Source organism: Rhizobium sp. BK538 (assembly GCF_014197575.1).
In the GTDB taxonomy this organism is placed as follows: domain Bacteria; phylum Pseudomonadota; class Alphaproteobacteria; order Rhizobiales; family Rhizobiaceae; genus Rhizobium.
On the sequence record NZ_JACIFT010000008.1, the window covers coordinates 19,250 to 34,278 of the forward strand.

Below are 15,029 nucleotides of genomic sequence, written 5' to 3' on the forward strand. Positions count from 1 at the left end.
TTATTTCGCCTCCAATTGACATTCTTTCCTGCAGAGTCAAGTGCCGGACGCCCGCGTTCCAAGGCTTTTGCGGCTGCGAGAAAGCCCGGTTTTGCCTCTTGCGCTTGCTCAATTCCAGTCTAGATTTGCGCCGTCCTTCCAGACCATTCCTTTTCCAGATTACCTTCAGGGCTTTCAGATGAAAAATAAGAAACTTGGCCGCACGGATATTTCCGTGTCCGAAATCTGCCTCGGCACCATGACCTGGGGCACGCAAAACACGGAGGCCGAGGCGCATGAGCAGATGGACTATTGCGTCGAGAAAGGCGTCAACTTCTTCGACACGGCCGAGCTCTATCCGACTACTCCTGTCTCCGCCGAGACGCAGGGGCTGACCGAAGACTATATCGGCAGTTGGTTCCAGAAGACGGGCAAGCGCAAGGATATCGTGCTCGCCACGAAGGTCGCGGGTCCCGGCCGTTCCTATATTCGCGGCGGCGACGGGGCCGATGCCAAGAACATTCGCCTGGCGATCGAGGCAAGCCTGAAGCGCCTAAAGACGGACTATATCGACCTCTACCAGATTCACTGGCCGAGCCGAGGGCATTTCCATTTCCGCCAGGCTTGGCACTACGATCCCTTCAAGCAGGACCACGCCAAGGCCATCGCGAATATCACCGAAATACTGGAAACGATGGGCGCCCTTGTGAAAGAGGGCAAGGTTCGCGCCTTCGGCCTCTCCAACGAGACGACATGGGGTACGCAAAAATATCTGGCGCTTTCCGAACAGCTCGACCTGCCGCGCGCCGCCACGATCCAGAACGAATACAATCTGCTGTACCGTCACTACGATCTCGACATGGCGGAGCTGTCGCATCATGAGGACGTCGGTCTGCTCGCCTATTCGCCCCTCGCCGGCGGCATCCTCAGCGGCAAGTATGTCGACGGCGCCAAGCCGGATGGCTCGCGCGGGTCGATCAACGGCGACATCGGCGGTCGTTTGCAGCCCTTGCAGGAAGCGCCGACGAAGGCCTACCTCGATATCGCTGCACGGCACGGGCTCGACCCTTGCGTGATGGCGCTCGCCTTCTGCCTGAGCCGCCGCTTCATGGCGTCCGTGATCATCGGCGCAACGACGATGCAGCAGCTCGAGACGGACCTGAGCTCGGTCAGTCTCAAGCTGTCACACGAGGTTCTGGCTGAGATCGAGCAAGTTCACCGCCAGTATCCGATGCCGATCTAGGGCAGTCAGCGACGCATAGCGATCTGACCTTCCCTGGCCAGGTCGTTCGCCGCATGGAAGCCATGCGGCCTTCGCCAGCACTTACAACGACAAGTTTCGGCGACTTCGCCCGGGCATCAATTTCTGCTTCTCCGTTCCGCGCATTTCAGCTAGGTTCATAAGGCTCTGGCAGCGCCGCAGGAGCGCTCATACTGTGGAACGGAAGCTCGCAGTCATCCTTGCCGGCGACGTTGCTGGCTACAGCCGCCTCGTTGCAACCAACGAGGAAGACGCGCTTGCGACGCTGAGCATCTACACCGCCACGATCGGCGATTTCGTGCGAGAGCACGGAGGACGCGTCTTCGGCAGCGCCGGGGACAGCGTCGTTGCGGAATTCCCAAGTGCCGTACAAGGTGTTCGCGCAGCTGTTGCCATTCAACGTGCGCTGCATCGACGCAATGCCGACCTGCCGGCGGACCGGCGGATGGAGTTCCGTCTCGGGCTCAATCTCGGCGATGTCGTCGTCTCCGGGGAGAACCTGCTTGGCGACGGCGTGAACGTCGCAGCCCGTCTCCAGGAGGTGGCGCTGCCGTCCGGTATCTGCATCTCTGGTGCGCTACGCGAACAAATCGAGGGGAAGCTCGACTTCCCCCTCGTGCCGATGGGCGACCGCACGCTGAAGAATATTCCTCGCCCGGTGCCGGTGCATCGGGTTCATTGGAGCCGGGAGGATCCCGTGGAGGCGGGTGCGCTCGGTGGACCGCTCAGGCTGCCTGACAAACCCTCGATCGCAGTACTGCCCTTCGTCAACATGTCCGACGACCCCGAGCAGGAGTTCTTCGCGGACGGGCTGACAGAGGACATCATCACCGCGTTATCGCTCTACCGCTGGTTTTTCGTCATCGCCCAGAACTCATCCTTTGCGTATAAGGGGCGCGCGGTCGATGTAAAGCAAATCGGGCGCGATCTCGGCGTGCGCTATCTCGTCGAAGGAAGTGTCCGCAGGTCCGGGACGCGCGTCCGTGTCACCGGACAGCTGATCGAAGCCGAAAGCGGCGTTCACCTGTGGGCGCAACGCTACGACAGGGAAATATCCGATATCTTCGCCATTCAGGACGAACTGACGCAGAATGTCGTCGGCGCAATCGAGCCGGAAATCCTAATCGGTGAAAGCCGGCGTGCGTTGATAAGGACAACCGACAATCTGGACGCCTATGAGAGCCATATGCGCGGCACCTGGCTCCATAACGCGCAGGATACGGTCGAGCATTTCATCGAGGCCATTACCTGGCATCGCCGCGCGATCGAGCTCGATCCCGATTTCGCACGCGCCCATATGATGCTTGCCCGCTCACTCTACGCCCGATGCTTCCATGGTTTCAGCGACGACGTGGACCGGGATAGCGCAGAGCTGCGAATAGAGGCCGAGCGCGCTGTCGCGCTCGATCCGCGTGACCCCTACTCGCACTACGCAATGTGCCTTGCGCATTTCGTAGCCGATAACGCGCCGGCGGCGATTGAGGCCGCCCAGCAGGCGATTGACCTCAATCCCAATTTTGCCCTCGCGCATATGGGTCTTGGCTGGGCGCGGATATTCAACGGTCACTTTGTCGAAGCTCTGGACCCCCTTTATATGGCGACAAGGCTAAGCCCGCACGATCCGCTGGCCTACCTCATTCTCGACCGTATTGCGCTATCGCACTATCACTTGGGCAACTACGAAGAGGCTGTGCATTACTCCGAGCGAGGTCTTTCGCTCCGCCGCGCCTATTTCAATCGCGTTGTGCTTCTTGCCAGCCTGGGGCAGCTCGGACGCCAGGAGGAAGCGCAGAGGCTGATACCGGAAATCCTGGCAAACGTACCGGCCGATCTCGAGCATTATTGGAAGATGCTGACACCCTATGTGGCGCACAGCCATTACGACCACTTCGTCGACGGCCTGCGCAAGGCGGGGCTGCCTTCGCTGGACTCACAGCAAGAACATTGCTGAGTGTCCCTTGCGTTTCCGCCAAAAATCCGTATAAGCCGCCCTGTTCGCAAACCCGGTCTTCTGGCTGGTGGCTGAACGGAGGGCCGGTTTTCGCAAGAGAATCGTCGGAACGGAAGCGTTCCAGCCTCCCGTGTCTCCGCTCTCGACCGTCTCGGAACGCTTTTCTTGCTTGGCGCTTGCCGCCTCTCAGGAGCAGTCGTTGAGGCTTAGCCGCCGATTATCGGGTTGAACCAACGCAAGAAAGGCAAAGCTGTCATGGCTCTTTATGAACATGTATTCCTTGCCCGACAGGATATTTCCGCTCAGCAGGTCGATGCCCTCGTAGAACAGTACAAGGGCGTGATCGAAGCTAACGGCGGCAAGGTCGGGCGCATCGAGAACTGGGGCCTTAAGTCCCTTACCTACCGCATCAAGAAGAACCGCAAGGCACATTACGTCCTCGTGGACATCGATGCACCGGCAGCTGCCGTCCAGGAAATGGAACGCCAGATGCGCATCAGCGAAGACGTCCTGCGCTACATGACGATCGCTGTCGAAGCACACGAAGAAGGCCCGTCTGCCATGATGCAGAAGCGCGACCGCGACGACCGCGGTCCGCGTGATGGTGCCGACCGTGGCCCGCGCCGCGAATTCGGTGACCGTCCGCCGCGCCGTGACGGCGACTTCCAGCGTGGCCCGCGTCCGGACCGCGCTCCCCGCGAAGACCGTGCATAAGGAGATCTAAGAATGTCTGAAGCTTCCTCCGCTCCGGTTCGTCGCCCGTTCCATCGTCGTCGCAAGACTTGCCCGTTCTCCGGCGCAAACGCTCCGCGCATCGACTACAAGGACGTTCGTCTCCTGCAGCGCTACATTTCCGAGCGCGGCAAGATCGTTCCTTCCCGTATCACTGCTGTTTCGCAGAAGAAGCAGCGCGAACTCGCTCAGGCGATCAAGCGCGCTCGTTTCCTCGGCCTGCTGCCGTACGTCGTCGCTTAATCAGCTGACGAGACCAAATCGAGGGAAGGCAGCGATGCCTTCCCTTCTCCCTTTCGCGATGGGCGCGGATCGGAACTCTTAAAACCCATGTTGAGGCCTTTCTGAAACCGATTCAGGAAAGTCCCTCTAACTGCTTGATGAAGCAGGACAGCGACCGTGACGCAACTGAACGCAAAAACGCTAGGCATCGGCGCGCTCGCCGGAATGACCGCGGCACTTCTGGTGCTCGGCGCAAGCATGCAGCCGTCGTTCAGTGCTGTTCTCTACGCGGCCTCCGCCCTTCCCATTCTTCTCGTCGGCCTCGGCTGGGGCAACATGGCGGCAATTTCCGCCGTCGCCACCGCCGCTGCGGTTGGCGCGATCGCCATCTCGCCGTCCTTCGCGTTGATGATGACGCTGGTCACGCTGCTGCCGGCCGGCTGGCTCAGCCACCTTGCAAACCTTGCCCGCCCCGCCTCCGAACTCGGCGGTCCCGAGCATCTGATGGCCTGGTATCCGCTTTCGGACATTCTGCTACACCTCTGCGGTCTGGTGACGATCGCCGTCATCGTGGTCGGCGTGATGATCGGTTACGGTCCGGATCTCATCGATCGGCTCGTGGACGTGATGTTTGGCTCGCTTGCACAGCAGCAGCCCGAGTTTTCGCCCGATCCGGCGGTGACGGCGCAGACCAAATCGCTGGTGCTCCTCATGCTGCCCGCCATTCAGGGCGGCATGTGGGTCGTCATGTTGTTTGCCGCCTATTACATCGCGACCCGGATCGTCAGCGCATCCGGCCGCGGCCTGCGTCCCCGCGAGGACATTGCCTCGGCGCTGCGCATGAACCGCAATTCGATCTTCGTTTTTCTCGTCGGTCTTGCCGCCACCTTCTTCGGCGGCATGCCGGCGATGATCGGAGCAACCGTGGTCGGCACCTTCGGCGCCGGCTTCCTGCTTTCCGGCTTTGCCGCGCTGCATTTCCGCACGCGCGGCAAGGATTGGCGCCTGCCAGCGCTTATCCTCTGCTACCTGGCATCGCTCATCCTGATGGTGCCAGCCTTTTTCATCCTCGTGGTGGGCTTGAGCGATACCCGCAAGGCAATCGCACTTACCCCGAACAAGGATGTCGATGCCCCCAAACAGACAGACACGAAAATCTAAAGACACGAAAGGAACACGAACATGGAAGTCATTCTTCTTGAACGCATCTCCAAGCTCGGCCAGATGGGCGAAACCGTAAAGGTTCGCGACGGCTTTGCTCGCAACTACCTCCTGCCGCTCGGCAAGGCGATGCGCGCCAACGAAGCCAACAAGAAGCGCTTCGAATCCGAGCGCGCAACGCTCGAAGCTCGGAACCTCGAGCGCAAGTCGGAAGCACAGAAGGTGGCCGACGCTCTCGACGGCAAGTCGTTCATCGTCGTCCGTTCTGCTGGCGAAACCGGCCAGATGTACGGCTCGGTCGCTGCTCGCGACGTCGTTGAAATTCTCGCTGCGGAAGGCTTCAACATCGGCCGCAACCAGGTTCACCTGAACACGCCGATCAAGTCGATCGGCCTGCACAAGGTTGAGCTGCAGCTCCACGCTGAAGTCGAAATCCACGTCGAACTTAACGTTGCTCGTTCGGCTGAAGAAGCCGGGCGTCAGGCCAAGGGCGAAACCCTCAACTCCGTCGATGCCATCTACGGCGTTGACGAAGACGCTCTGCGTCCGGAAGACTTCTTCGATCCGGAAGCCGACCTCGAAGGCGACGAAGCTTAATTTTCCCGAGAGATCCTCTCTGGAAATGGACGAAAGCCCGGCTCGCGCCGGGCTTTCTGCTTATTTGGCGGCTGTATTCTGCTGCGGCGGAGCGTTCTTGTCGACGTCGACGACGACGGAGAGCCCCGGCCCCAGATCCTTGACGACCGGCTGGTCGGGATCAAAGCCGATGCGCACGCCGACGCGCTGTGCAATCTTCACGAAATTGCCTGTCGCATTGTCCGCCTTGATGACCGCGAATTCCGACCCGGCTGCGGGCGAGAAGCGCTCGATGTATCCCTTCAGACGCTGCTTGCCGAGCGCATCGACCGTGATGGTCACCGGCTGCCCGACCTGCATGCCGTACAACTGCGTCTCCTTGAAATTAGCCACGACCCACACATCCTCCGGCACGACGGCCATGAGCTGCGTACCCGCCGCCACATACTGCCCGACGCGTACGCCGACTTCGCCGAGATGACCGTCGCGCGGTGCGACGATCTTGGTGTTCTGCAGGTCGATTTCCGCAAGGCGCACGACGGCTTCGGCGCTTGCCACATTGGCTTCCAGAAGCGAGCGATTGACGATGATCGTTGCAAGGTTTTGCTTGGAAACTTCCAGCGCGGCCTTTGCCTGGTTCAGGGCAGCCTTGGCCTGGTCAAGTGTGGCCTGCGCGGCCTCTGTCTCACTCTGCGATGCAATGCCGCGATTACTGAGATTGTTGACGCGATCCCAGGCCTGCTGCGCGCGCGTCAGCGCTGCATTTGCGCTATCGATCTGCGCCTCGCTGGAGGCGATGCTCGCCTTTGCCGCAAGCTCTGACTGGCGGGAATTCTCCAGCGACGCCTTCTGCCCGTCGAGCGCCGCACGTGCCTGGGCAAGCTTCTGGGCGTAGATGCGGTCATCGATCTGAGCAAGCGTATCGCCCTGCTTGACCTGCTGATAGTCCTTCACGGGCACATCGACGACATAGCCGCTCACCTGTGGGCTCATGATCGTGACATAGCCGCGAACATAGGCATTGTCGGTCGTCTCCACCGATGTCACGAACGGCGGCAGCCGCCACGCATAGAGAACGAGAAGGACGCCGGCGACGCCGGCGAGCACTGCGATGATAGTCGAGGGAGAGCGAGGGAACTTCAACATACTGGGACCCTGAGATCACGATTGAGCGGGGATTGCATCGGGCTGGCTTATCCTGGGCCAGGGCAGCCGGCGCCACGCTTGATGGAAAAGAATGACGATCAGGCCGAAGACAGAGGAGTAGCCGATGACGAGGAAGGTGTCGTTGTAGGCGAGAATATAGGCCTCGCGGCTGACCTGCTGGGCGAGCAGCACCAAACCTTCAGCGTTGAGCAGCATCTTGTCGCCAAGCACCTTGCCGTAAGCGGCGCTCAGCTGAGAGACGCGCTGCGCCACGATCGGATCCTGCAGCAGGATGTGCTCGACGAGCACGTTCGAGTGGAACTTCTCCCGGATTGTCACGAAAGTCCCGAGCATCGCCGAGGCGAAGAGCGAGCCAATGCTCTGCGTGAAGACGAAGATCATCAGGAAGTTGACGATGTATTGCCCGCCCCGCGAGATCGCGGCCTTGAAGCCGTTCGCCATGACAGGAGGCAGGAACATCGCGGCGCCCGCGGCGACCATCGCCTGGCTCAAATACATCTGAGGTGGCCGTGTCAGGCTTGTCGACTGGCTATCCAGAAAGGCGCCGGCTGCAATGAGTGCGAGCGCCAGCACGTGGGCTGTTTCGACGTAGCGCGTCGTCATCAGAAACGCGCAGAAAAGCCCGCCAACCAAGGAGGCGAGAAGAATGATCGTATAGAGTGTCACTGTCTGATCGTTCAGAAGCCCGAGCTGCTGATAGAAGTTGGCGGCAGTTGACGACTGCTCCGAGGAGACGAAGCGGAAGAGAAGCAGGACGCCTGCCATTCGCATGTTGGCGCCCGAAAACAGCCAGCGGAAATCGATCAGCGGATTGGTGCGCGGCAGCTCAATGGCCAGCATCAGAGCAAGAGAGCCGACCGACACCGCCAGTAGAACGCCGATCCAGGGCGCCTCGAACCACCAATAGAGCCGGCCGAGCGTCAGCGCGACGGCAAGACACCCGAAGCTGACCGCCAGGAGGAGATAGCTTAGTATGTCATGTCGTTGAATGACGTTCGCCCGAGGCGGCGCCGTAAGCGGCAGCAGATAGATGATCGGAAACACGGCGAGCGCGAGGCCCATCTCGAACATATAGAGCGCCTGATACCCGCCGAACTGAAGCAGCGAAGGTGAGACGATGCGCGCGACGGGAGACGCAAACAGCGTGCACATCAGGGCAAGGCTGATCCCGAGCGAGAGCTTCTTTTCCTGCGGGAAAGGCTCCAGCATATATAGGAAGCCGAGCGTCGAAAGGGGAGCTGCGGCCATGCCGCTCAGGGTGCGCACAACGATCGCGGAATGCAGGTCAGTGATGAGGAGATTGAGCACCGCCGCAACGACGAAACAGATAATGCCAAGTTCGGCGAAACGACGAAGACCGTATTGGGTACGAATCTTGAAGAGTGCAATCGACATGCTGGCGTAAGGTGCCATATAGGCCGCCGAGAGCCAGGAAACTTCAGTGGTGGTCGCGGAAAACGAGCCCTGCAGCTGATAGATGTTGGCAGTCAGCAGGTTCATGCCGAGGCCCTGCGTCAGAAACAGCAGGACCGACGCCGCCATGTAGAGCGGTACCCTCCAGGCCGGCATCGGCATGCCCGCTGCGGGTGGCGGCGACGGCATCTGTTGTGTGCCCGGCTTCGCCTCCTCGGCGGGCCGTGGCGCCACATTGTCGTTGGCGGTCTCGGCCAGGCTCATCGGCAGGACCTCAAATTCCGCGAATGCCCTGCAGGTTGGCTTGCATGGCCCGGATCACTTCCAAAGTAGTCTTCAGATCATTTTCGGGAATACCGGCGATAACCTGCGCCCGCACTTTTACGGCAATGTCATCGATTTCGCCGGCCACGACCTTGCCGGTCTCGGTGATGTAGATTTCCTTGGCACGGCGATCGGAGCCGGCCACGCGCCGCTGGACGAAACCCTGCCCTTCCATGGCATCGAGAATCCTGACGAGCGTTGGCGTCTCCAGCTCCAGCCGTTCGGCAAGTTCACGCTGGTTGATTCCGTCCTTTTTATTAAGCGTGAAGAAGACACGGGCGCGCGGCAGCGTCATGTTGCGCTCCCGCACTATCTTGTCGAAGACGGCCCTTAGCTTACGATTGAAAGCGGCAAGGTCTTCGATAAGCTCACGCCCGAGAACGGGATTTCCCATATATTTCAGTCCTATTTTGTTAGCGCACTAATTATATTGTTGCTATCTATATTGTTTTCCGATCTTTTTCAAGAGCCGACGGCCTCTGTTTGGATGCAAGTCTCCCCCGACAGGCTTAGACTACCACGCAAGCCGCGATGGAAGTGAGTCGTTTCTGGCCGTGTTCTGCAGGTGACACTTTCGGTATTTTTGCACTGACCGCAAGTGCGACTGTGGAGAAGTCGAACAACGGGCAAAGCCTTCCCGTATCGACGGCGGCACAGGAGCCTTCTCGCTTCCGCGCTTGATTTTGCCGCTTGCGCGCGCCACACCCGAAGCTGAAGAAGACAGAACGGATCAAGATGAACGACGTCGCTCGAAAGATTGCCGCCGTTGCTCCAGCGGAGCAGCACTACCGGGAAGCCCCCAACAATATCGAAGCCGAACAGGCGCTTCTCGGCGCGATCCTGATGAACAACGACGCCTATTATCGGGTGTCGGACTTCCTGAAGCCGATCCATCTCTACGAACCGCTGCACCGCAAGATCTTCGAAGTCGCGGGCGACATCATCCGCATGGGCAAGATCGCCAATCCGGTGACGATCAAGACGTTCCTCAAGGCCGAGGAAAAGGTCGGCGACATGACGGTCTCCGAATACCTCGCCCGTCTCGCCCGCGAAGCGGTCACCATCATCAATGCAGAAGACTACGGCCGCGCCATCTATGATCTGGCGCTTCGCCGCGCGCTAATCACCATCGGTGAAGATGTCGTCAATATCGCTTACGACGCGCCGCTCGACATGCCGCCGCAGACACAGATCGAGGACACCGAGCGCCGTTTGTTCGAACTCGCTGAGAACGGCCGTTACGACGGTGGCTTTCAGTCATTCAACGACGCGGTAGCACTTGCGATCGACATGGCGGCAGTCGCCAAGGAACGTGATGGGGGGCTTTCCGGCATCTCCACCGGGATCCATTCACTGGACGGCAAGATGGGCGGCCTGCAGCGCTCTGACTTGATCGTGCTCGCCGGTCGTCCGGGCATGGGCAAGACCTCGCTCGCCACAAACATCGCCTACAACATTGCCGCCGCCTACGAGGGCGAAGTGCAGCCGGACGGCAGCATGAAGGCGAAGCAAGGCGGCGTCGTCGGCTTCTACTCGCTCGAAATGTCGTCCGAACAGCTCGCCACGCGTATCATCTCCGAGCAGACGGAAGTCTCTTCCTCGAAGATCCGCCGCGGCGACATCAACGATGCCGACTTCGAAAAGCTGGTCGCCTGCTCGATGATGATGCAGAAGGTGCCGCTCTACATCGACCAGACCGGTGGTATCTCGATCGCACAGCTTTCGGCGCGCGCCCGCCGCCTGAAGCGCCAGCGCGGCCTCGATTGCCTGGTGGTCGACTACATCCAGCTGATGACCGGCTCGGGCAAGTCAGGCGAAAATCGCGTGCAGGAAATCACCCAGATCACGACCGGCCTGAAGGCGCTCGGCAAGGAACTGAACGTTCCGATCATTGCCCTCTCCCAGCTCTCGCGTCAGGTCGAAAGCCGAGACGACAAGCGCCCGCAGCTCTCCGACCTTCGTGAATCGGGCTCGATCGAGCAGGACGCCGACGTCGTACTCTTCGTGTTCCGTGAGGAATACTACGTCAAGAATCTCGAGCCTCGCGATCCTAACGATCCGAAATATGCCGAATGGGAAGCGCTGTTCGACAAGGTAAAGGGCACGGCTGACGTTATCATCGCCAAGCAGCGCCATGGACCGACCGGCACGGTGAAGCTCGCCTTCCAGTCGGAATTCACGCGTTTCGCAGATCTCGCCGATCCCTCCTTCATCCAATACGAGGAGCACTGACGAGATCCTTCTCGTCAGCACGCTGCCCGGCCTACAAGCCGACGGCTCGCAAAATGGCAACGGTTGCCACGCCAACGGCAACGCTTGCCAGCATCGGCAGCCGGCGCGCTGCGAGGGCTGTAACCAGGCAGGCAGCCGTCTCGGCCCAGCCTGTCGCAAAGGCGGTGGGCGCAATTACTGCCATTAGAACCGCCGGCGGTATCGCCTCGATGGCCGTTCGGGTCTGCTCGGTCATTTCGACATGGCGAATGAGAAGCAGGCCGCTCATGCGGGTCAGCACCGTTGCAGCCGCCATGGCGAGAATCGCAAGAAGCGTGTGTATCTCCAGGGTCATGCCGTCACCGCCTTTGCCTTGCCTGTCAACAGTGCCGCGGCAAGCCCGGCGAGCGCGCCGGCTGCGATGTACCAGACACCCGGTACGACCTGGTGAACCAGGACGGCGGCCAGAGCGCTCGCAGCCAATACCGAACCCGTCTCACGGCCCTTCCAGAACCCCATCGCCAGCACGACAAAGACTGCGGGAAAGGCGAAGTCGAGCCCTATGGCAGCGGGATCGCCTAGAAACGCGCCGAGAGAGGCGCCAATCAGCGTGGAGCCGACCCAGGCCACATAGAACGGCATGGCGATGCCGGCGAACCATGAAGGTGTCAGCCGCGCCACGCCTGCGCGGAATTCCGCAATCGCCCATATCTCATCAGCCAGGAACAGCATGGCGGCATATTTTCGCAAGCCCGAGAAGGCCTGCATCTTCGTGCCGAGGGACGCGCTCATCAGGACGTGGCGGATATTGACGAGCAGCGCGGCAAAGCCGACGCCCGCCCAGCTTGCGGGGTGCGTCCAGATATCCATGGCGACAAACTGTGAGCCACCGGCAAAGACGAGCGCGCTCATCAGGGTCGCTTCGAGAGGAGACAGACCTTTCGTGGCCGAAACCGCACCGAAGACGAGACCAATTGGAATGACGGCGACGATGAGCGGAAGGATTGCCCGCGCTCCGGCCAAAAAGTCGCCGATCGATCGCCTTTGAGTAAGCATTGGAACCTCCAGAACTGCTAAGGTCGGAGGTGTTAAGCTGCTGCGCAGTGACCGTCTTGAACGAAAGTGATCAGCCCGCGCGATACTGTCCCGGCGTGACGCCGGTGCGTGCCTTGAAGTGGCGGGTGAAGTGCGCCTGGTCGGCGAAGCCGCACTGGATTGCCACATCGGCTGGCGCCTGTCCTGACCGCAATAGCTTGCGCGCCTCGCGCACACGCTTGTCGGTCAGAAAGGCATGCGGGGTGATGTGGTATTCGCGGCGGAACGCCCGGATGAGATGCGCGCGGCTCAAGCCTGCGACCTCGGCCAATTCGTCAAGCCCGATATCGCTGTCGAAATTTTCGGTCAGATAGTCGCGAGCGCGGCCGACTGCGGTGCGCTCCTTGGTATCCACCGGCACGACAATCGTGCTGCCGTAGCGTTGGAAGATTGCCGCGAGCACGCGAAACATGCCCTCTTCTGATTCCAGCGCTCCGGCACCGCTCTCCAGCACGCGATGGGCGGTATGGAAAGCGGCGGCCATCTCGGGATCATTGAGAAGCTCCTTCGGGAAGGACGGCGTGGCGTTGAAAGCCTTGCCGGTCACGTCTTCGAGAATATCGACGAAGAGCTTGGTATCGGGATAGATCATCCGGTAGCGATACCCCTCGCCGCCGGGAACGCCGTCATGCACGACGCCGGGGTCGATGAGATAGAGATCGCCCGCGCCGGTCTCCTCGCGAACACCCTTCATCGTTGCGATCTGCGTGCCACTTTCGATGGCGCCGATCGAGAAGGTGTCGTGGGCATGAGGCGCATATTCGTGCGTCAGGAAGCTCGCGCTCAGGCATTCCATGTTGCGGAATCGGCGGTCGCGCCAGAAACACGCCCGTTCGAGACCTGCAAGCGGCATCGCCTCGGCCGCCTCTTTCTGCGATACATTCTCCATCAAACCAGACTACTTCACGCGCGACCCCTGCGTCTTGAACAAAAGTGATCGCAAGATCGATATCTCCTCGGCTTGCTTTCACTTTGCCTTATTGATCTCTAGACTACCACGCGACAAGCACTCTCCCTACTTTTGTGAAGCACCATGACTGATTTTGTTGATAGTTTCGAAGATGAAGACCCATTCGACTGCGCTGGCCTGCGCCTGACCGTCGACCTGACGGCACTGACGGAAAACTGGAAGGACATGGCGCGACGCTCCGGCAAGGCTCGGGCCGCGGCTGTCGTGAAGGCTGACGCCTACGGCACTGGCATCGAAGACGCTGGCGAAGCGCTCTTTATGGCCGGCGCGCGTGATTTCTTCGTCGCCACCGTCGATGAAGGCGTGACGCTGCGGCCCTACGCGCCCGACGCTCGCATTTTCGTGCTCGCGGGCGTCTGGCCCGGCACAGAGCGACGGCTCTTCGAAAACGACCTCGTGCCGGTGATCTCGTCGGAAGAACAACTCGCCTTCTGGATGGCGGTGCTCGCCGAATACGGCGACTACCCCTGCGCCCTCAATGTCGATACAGGCTTCAACAGGCTGGGCCTTTCCATGGACGAGGCGATCGCGCTTGCCGACGACGTTTCGCGCCCGGCAAGTTTTGCGCCGGTGCTCGTCATGAGCCATCTCGCCTGCAGCGACGACCATTCCTCGGAGATGAACAAGCAACAGCTTGAATCGTTCCGGCGGGTTAGCGCAGCCTATGAAGGTATCGAGTCAAGCCTAGCGGCATCGGGTGGCATCTTCCTCGGCAGTGACTATCACTTCGATCTCACGCGTCCCGGCATCTCGGTCTATGGCGGCGAAGCCGTCAACGGCGTGGCGAACCCGATGCGGCCGGTCGTGACCGCCGAGGCGCGGATCATTCAGGTTCGTAGGGCCAAGGCGGGCGACACCGTCGGCTACGGCCGCGCCATGCGATTGACACGTGACAGCAGGCTCGCCGTGGTGTCGGCCGGATACGCCGATGGGTACCTGCGAAGCCAGTCGAGCGGCGGCGTGCCTCTGCGCCAGGTCGTGCCGCAGGCAGGCCAGGGTTTTCTGGCCGGGCGAAAGGTTCCGGTTGCCGGCCGCATCACCATGGATCTGACGATTTTCGATGTCACGGATCTTCCGGAAAATGCAGTGCTCGCAGGCGATTACGTCGAACTGTTCGGAAAGAACGTGCTCGTCGACGACGTGGCGAGGTCGGCAGGTACGATCGGCTACGAGATCCTGACCAGCATCGGCCTTCGGCACGAGCGACGCTACCTGTACGAGGAAGACTAAGGACCTACCGCGTCGTCAGGGCCAACCGCACGCCGAGCGCCACCAGTAGCGCGCCAAGGCCGCGATCGAGCCAGAGGCCGATGCTTCTCTTACGCTTGACGAGATCGGCAAGCCGTCCTCCCGCAAGGATGAGCGGCGGCTCGATGAAGGCTGCAACCGCAATGATGAATAGGCCATGGACCGCCAGCTGTAGCCAGGTCGGTCCGGCGCCCGCGACCACAAATTGCGGTAGGAAGGCGAGGAAGAAGATCGCGACCTTCGGGTTCAGCAGCGAAACGAGGATGCCCTGCCTGTAGACATGGTTCCAGGGCAGGACGTCCTTCGCCGCACTGACCAGGCCGCCCTCGGATTTCGAGCGCAATGCCTGAATGCCGAGCCAGATGAGGTAGATCGCACCGACCCACTTGACCACCGAAAAGGCCAGTGCGGAGGCGGCGAGAATCGCAGATAGACCGAATGCTGCCATCCCCACATGCAGGCAGGCGCCGGTCCAGATGCCGAACAGCGCGGCAAAGCCGGTCTTCGTCCCGCTTTTGAGGGTGTGGCCGAGAATGAAAGCCATGTCGGGACCCGGCGACAGGTTGAGCAGGACCGCCGCGGTCAAGAACGCGATCCAGTGCGCGAGCGAATAGTCCAGCATCGTCGTGGCCTCCAAGACAGTGGAGAACAAGTGCCACCGTCGCCCCTGATAGGGAAATCATTAGTTTTGATCGGTGCCACGAATGATTATTTGAGCA

General features: G+C 60.6%; 15 protein-coding genes. 8 read left to right on the forward strand and 7 right to left on the reverse strand.

Annotated features, from left to right (window positions below; genetic code table 11):
- Window positions 1–178: 178 nt before the first annotated feature.
- From FHX09_RS11395 to rplI, 6 genes are all read left to right on the forward strand, one after another.
- Entirely contained in the window at window positions 179–1,222 is a 1,044-nt protein-coding gene (locus FHX09_RS11395) for an aldo/keto reductase (protein WP_132591794.1), read from the forward strand.
- Window positions 1,223–1,415: 193 nt separating this feature from the next.
- On the forward strand, window positions 1,416–3,191 hold the full coding sequence (locus tag FHX09_RS11400) for an adenylate/guanylate cyclase domain-containing protein (RefSeq protein WP_184449984.1): 1,776 nt from the start codon (window positions 1,416–1,418) through the stop codon (window positions 3,189–3,191).
- A 255-nt stretch (window positions 3,192–3,446) separates the two neighbouring features.
- Window positions 3,447–3,905: a 30S ribosomal protein S6 gene (gene rpsF / locus FHX09_RS11405; RefSeq protein WP_007800921.1), complete on the forward strand. Its 459-nt coding sequence runs from the start codon at window positions 3,447–3,449 to the stop codon at window positions 3,903–3,905.
- Between the two features lie 12 nt (window positions 3,906–3,917).
- On the forward strand, window positions 3,918–4,166 hold the full coding sequence (rpsR, locus tag FHX09_RS11410) for a 30S ribosomal protein S18 (RefSeq protein ID WP_004680498.1): 249 nt from the start codon (window positions 3,918–3,920) through the stop codon (window positions 4,164–4,166).
- 156 nt (window positions 4,167–4,322) lie between these two features.
- Entirely contained in the window at window positions 4,323–5,306 is a 984-nt protein-coding gene (locus tag FHX09_RS11415; RefSeq protein WP_132591790.1) for a DUF2232 domain-containing protein, read from the forward strand.
- A gap of 21 nt (window positions 5,307–5,327) precedes the next feature.
- On the forward strand, window positions 5,328–5,903 hold the full coding sequence (gene rplI, locus FHX09_RS11420; RefSeq protein ID WP_007800916.1) for a 50S ribosomal protein L9: 576 nt from the start codon (window positions 5,328–5,330) through the stop codon (window positions 5,901–5,903).
- A 60-nt stretch (window positions 5,904–5,963) separates the two neighbouring features.
- On the opposite strand, the gene FHX09_RS11425 is transcribed toward rplI, so the two are convergent.
- Genes FHX09_RS11425 through FHX09_RS11435 form a run of 3 tightly spaced genes read right to left on the reverse strand, consistent with a single transcriptional unit; the run spans window position 5,964 to window position 9,180 of the window.
- Window positions 5,964–7,028, reverse strand: coding sequence for an HlyD family secretion protein (locus tag FHX09_RS11425; RefSeq protein WP_132591788.1), 1,065 nt, complete (start codon window positions 7,026–7,028; stop codon window positions 5,964–5,966).
- Between the two features lie 15 nt (window positions 7,029–7,043).
- A complete protein-coding gene (locus tag FHX09_RS11430; protein ID WP_132591786.1) occupies window positions 7,044–8,726 on the reverse strand; it encodes an MFS transporter in 1,683 nt (560 codons plus the stop codon).
- Between the two features lie 10 nt (window positions 8,727–8,736).
- A complete protein-coding gene (locus tag FHX09_RS11435) occupies window positions 8,737–9,180 on the reverse strand; it encodes a MarR family transcriptional regulator (protein WP_007800909.1) in 444 nt (147 codons plus the stop codon).
- 341 nt (window positions 9,181–9,521) lie between these two features.
- Between FHX09_RS11435 and FHX09_RS11440 the strand changes: the two genes are divergently transcribed.
- Window positions 9,522–11,018, forward strand: coding sequence for a replicative DNA helicase (locus FHX09_RS11440; RefSeq protein WP_007800907.1), 1,497 nt, complete (start codon window positions 9,522–9,524; stop codon window positions 11,016–11,018).
- Between the two features lie 31 nt (window positions 11,019–11,049).
- Here the strand turns inward: FHX09_RS11440 and FHX09_RS11445 are convergent, their stop codons facing one another.
- The 3 genes from FHX09_RS11445 to FHX09_RS11455 form a co-directional block, all read right to left on the reverse strand.
- Window positions 11,050–11,352 carry an AzlD domain-containing protein gene (locus tag FHX09_RS11445; protein ID WP_007800906.1) on the reverse strand — a complete coding sequence of 101 codons (303 nt, stop codon included), beginning with the start codon at window positions 11,350–11,352 and terminating at the stop codon, window positions 11,050–11,052.
- The gene (locus FHX09_RS11450) at window positions 11,349–12,053 is read right to left on the reverse strand and encodes an AzlC family ABC transporter permease (protein ID WP_132591785.1); all 705 of its coding nucleotides are present in this window, start codon (window positions 12,051–12,053) and stop codon (window positions 11,349–11,351) included. Before FHX09_RS11450 ends, FHX09_RS11445 begins: the two co-directional genes overlap by 4 nt.
- Window positions 12,054–12,123: 70 nt before the next feature.
- Entirely contained in the window at window positions 12,124–12,945 is an 822-nt protein-coding gene (locus FHX09_RS11455) for an AraC family transcriptional regulator (RefSeq protein ID WP_132591841.1), read from the reverse strand.
- A 180-nt stretch (window positions 12,946–13,125) separates the two neighbouring features.
- Between FHX09_RS11455 and alr the strand changes: the two genes are divergently transcribed.
- The gene (gene alr, locus FHX09_RS11460; RefSeq protein WP_184449986.1) at window positions 13,126–14,292 is read left to right on the forward strand and encodes an alanine racemase; all 1,167 of its coding nucleotides are present in this window, start codon (window positions 13,126–13,128) and stop codon (window positions 14,290–14,292) included.
- Between the two features lie 4 nt (window positions 14,293–14,296).
- Here alr and FHX09_RS11465 read toward each other — a convergent pair whose 3' ends face one another.
- The gene (locus FHX09_RS11465; RefSeq protein WP_132591781.1) at window positions 14,297–14,932 is read right to left on the reverse strand and encodes a LysE family translocator; all 636 of its coding nucleotides are present in this window, start codon (window positions 14,930–14,932) and stop codon (window positions 14,297–14,299) included.
- Between the last annotated feature and the right edge of the window lie 97 nt (window positions 14,933–15,029).

Excerpts from the sequence above, each read along its gene's own strand:
- FHX09_RS11395 (WP_132591794.1), top strand. The coding sequence starts at position 179 with ATGAAAAATAAGAAACTTGGCCGCACGGATATTTCCGTGTCCGAAATC.
- rpsF (WP_007800921.1), top strand. The coding sequence starts at position 3,447 with ATGGCTCTTTATGAACATGTATTCCTTGCCCGACAGGATATTTCCGCT.
- rpsR (WP_004680498.1), top strand. The coding sequence starts at position 3,918 with ATGTCTGAAGCTTCCTCCGCTCCGGTTCGTCGCCCGTTCCATCGTCGT.
- rplI (WP_007800916.1), top strand. The coding sequence starts at position 5,328 with ATGGAAGTCATTCTTCTTGAACGCATCTCCAAGCTCGGCCAGATGGGC.
- FHX09_RS11425 (WP_132591788.1), bottom strand. The coding sequence starts at position 7,028 with ATGTTGAAGTTCCCTCGCTCTCCCTCGACTATCATCGCAGTGCTCGCC.
- FHX09_RS11430 (WP_132591786.1), bottom strand. The coding sequence starts at position 8,726 with ATGAGCCTGGCCGAGACCGCCAACGACAATGTGGCGCCACGGCCCGCC.
- FHX09_RS11435 (WP_007800909.1), bottom strand. The coding sequence starts at position 9,180 with ATGGGAAATCCCGTTCTCGGGCGTGAGCTTATCGAAGACCTTGCCGCT.
- FHX09_RS11440 (WP_007800907.1), top strand. The coding sequence starts at position 9,522 with ATGAACGACGTCGCTCGAAAGATTGCCGCCGTTGCTCCAGCGGAGCAG.
- FHX09_RS11445 (WP_007800906.1), bottom strand. The coding sequence starts at position 11,352 with ATGACCCTGGAGATACACACGCTTCTTGCGATTCTCGCCATGGCGGCT.
- FHX09_RS11450 (WP_132591785.1), bottom strand. The coding sequence starts at position 12,053 with ATGCTTACTCAAAGGCGATCGATCGGCGACTTTTTGGCCGGAGCGCGG.
- FHX09_RS11455 (WP_132591841.1), bottom strand. The coding sequence starts at position 12,945 with ATGCCGCTTGCAGGTCTCGAACGGGCGTGTTTCTGGCGCGACCGCCGA.
- alr (WP_184449986.1), top strand. The coding sequence starts at position 13,126 with ATGACTGATTTTGTTGATAGTTTCGAAGATGAAGACCCATTCGACTGC.
- FHX09_RS11465 (WP_132591781.1), bottom strand. The coding sequence starts at position 14,932 with ATGCTGGACTATTCGCTCGCGCACTGGATCGCGTTCTTGACCGCGGCG.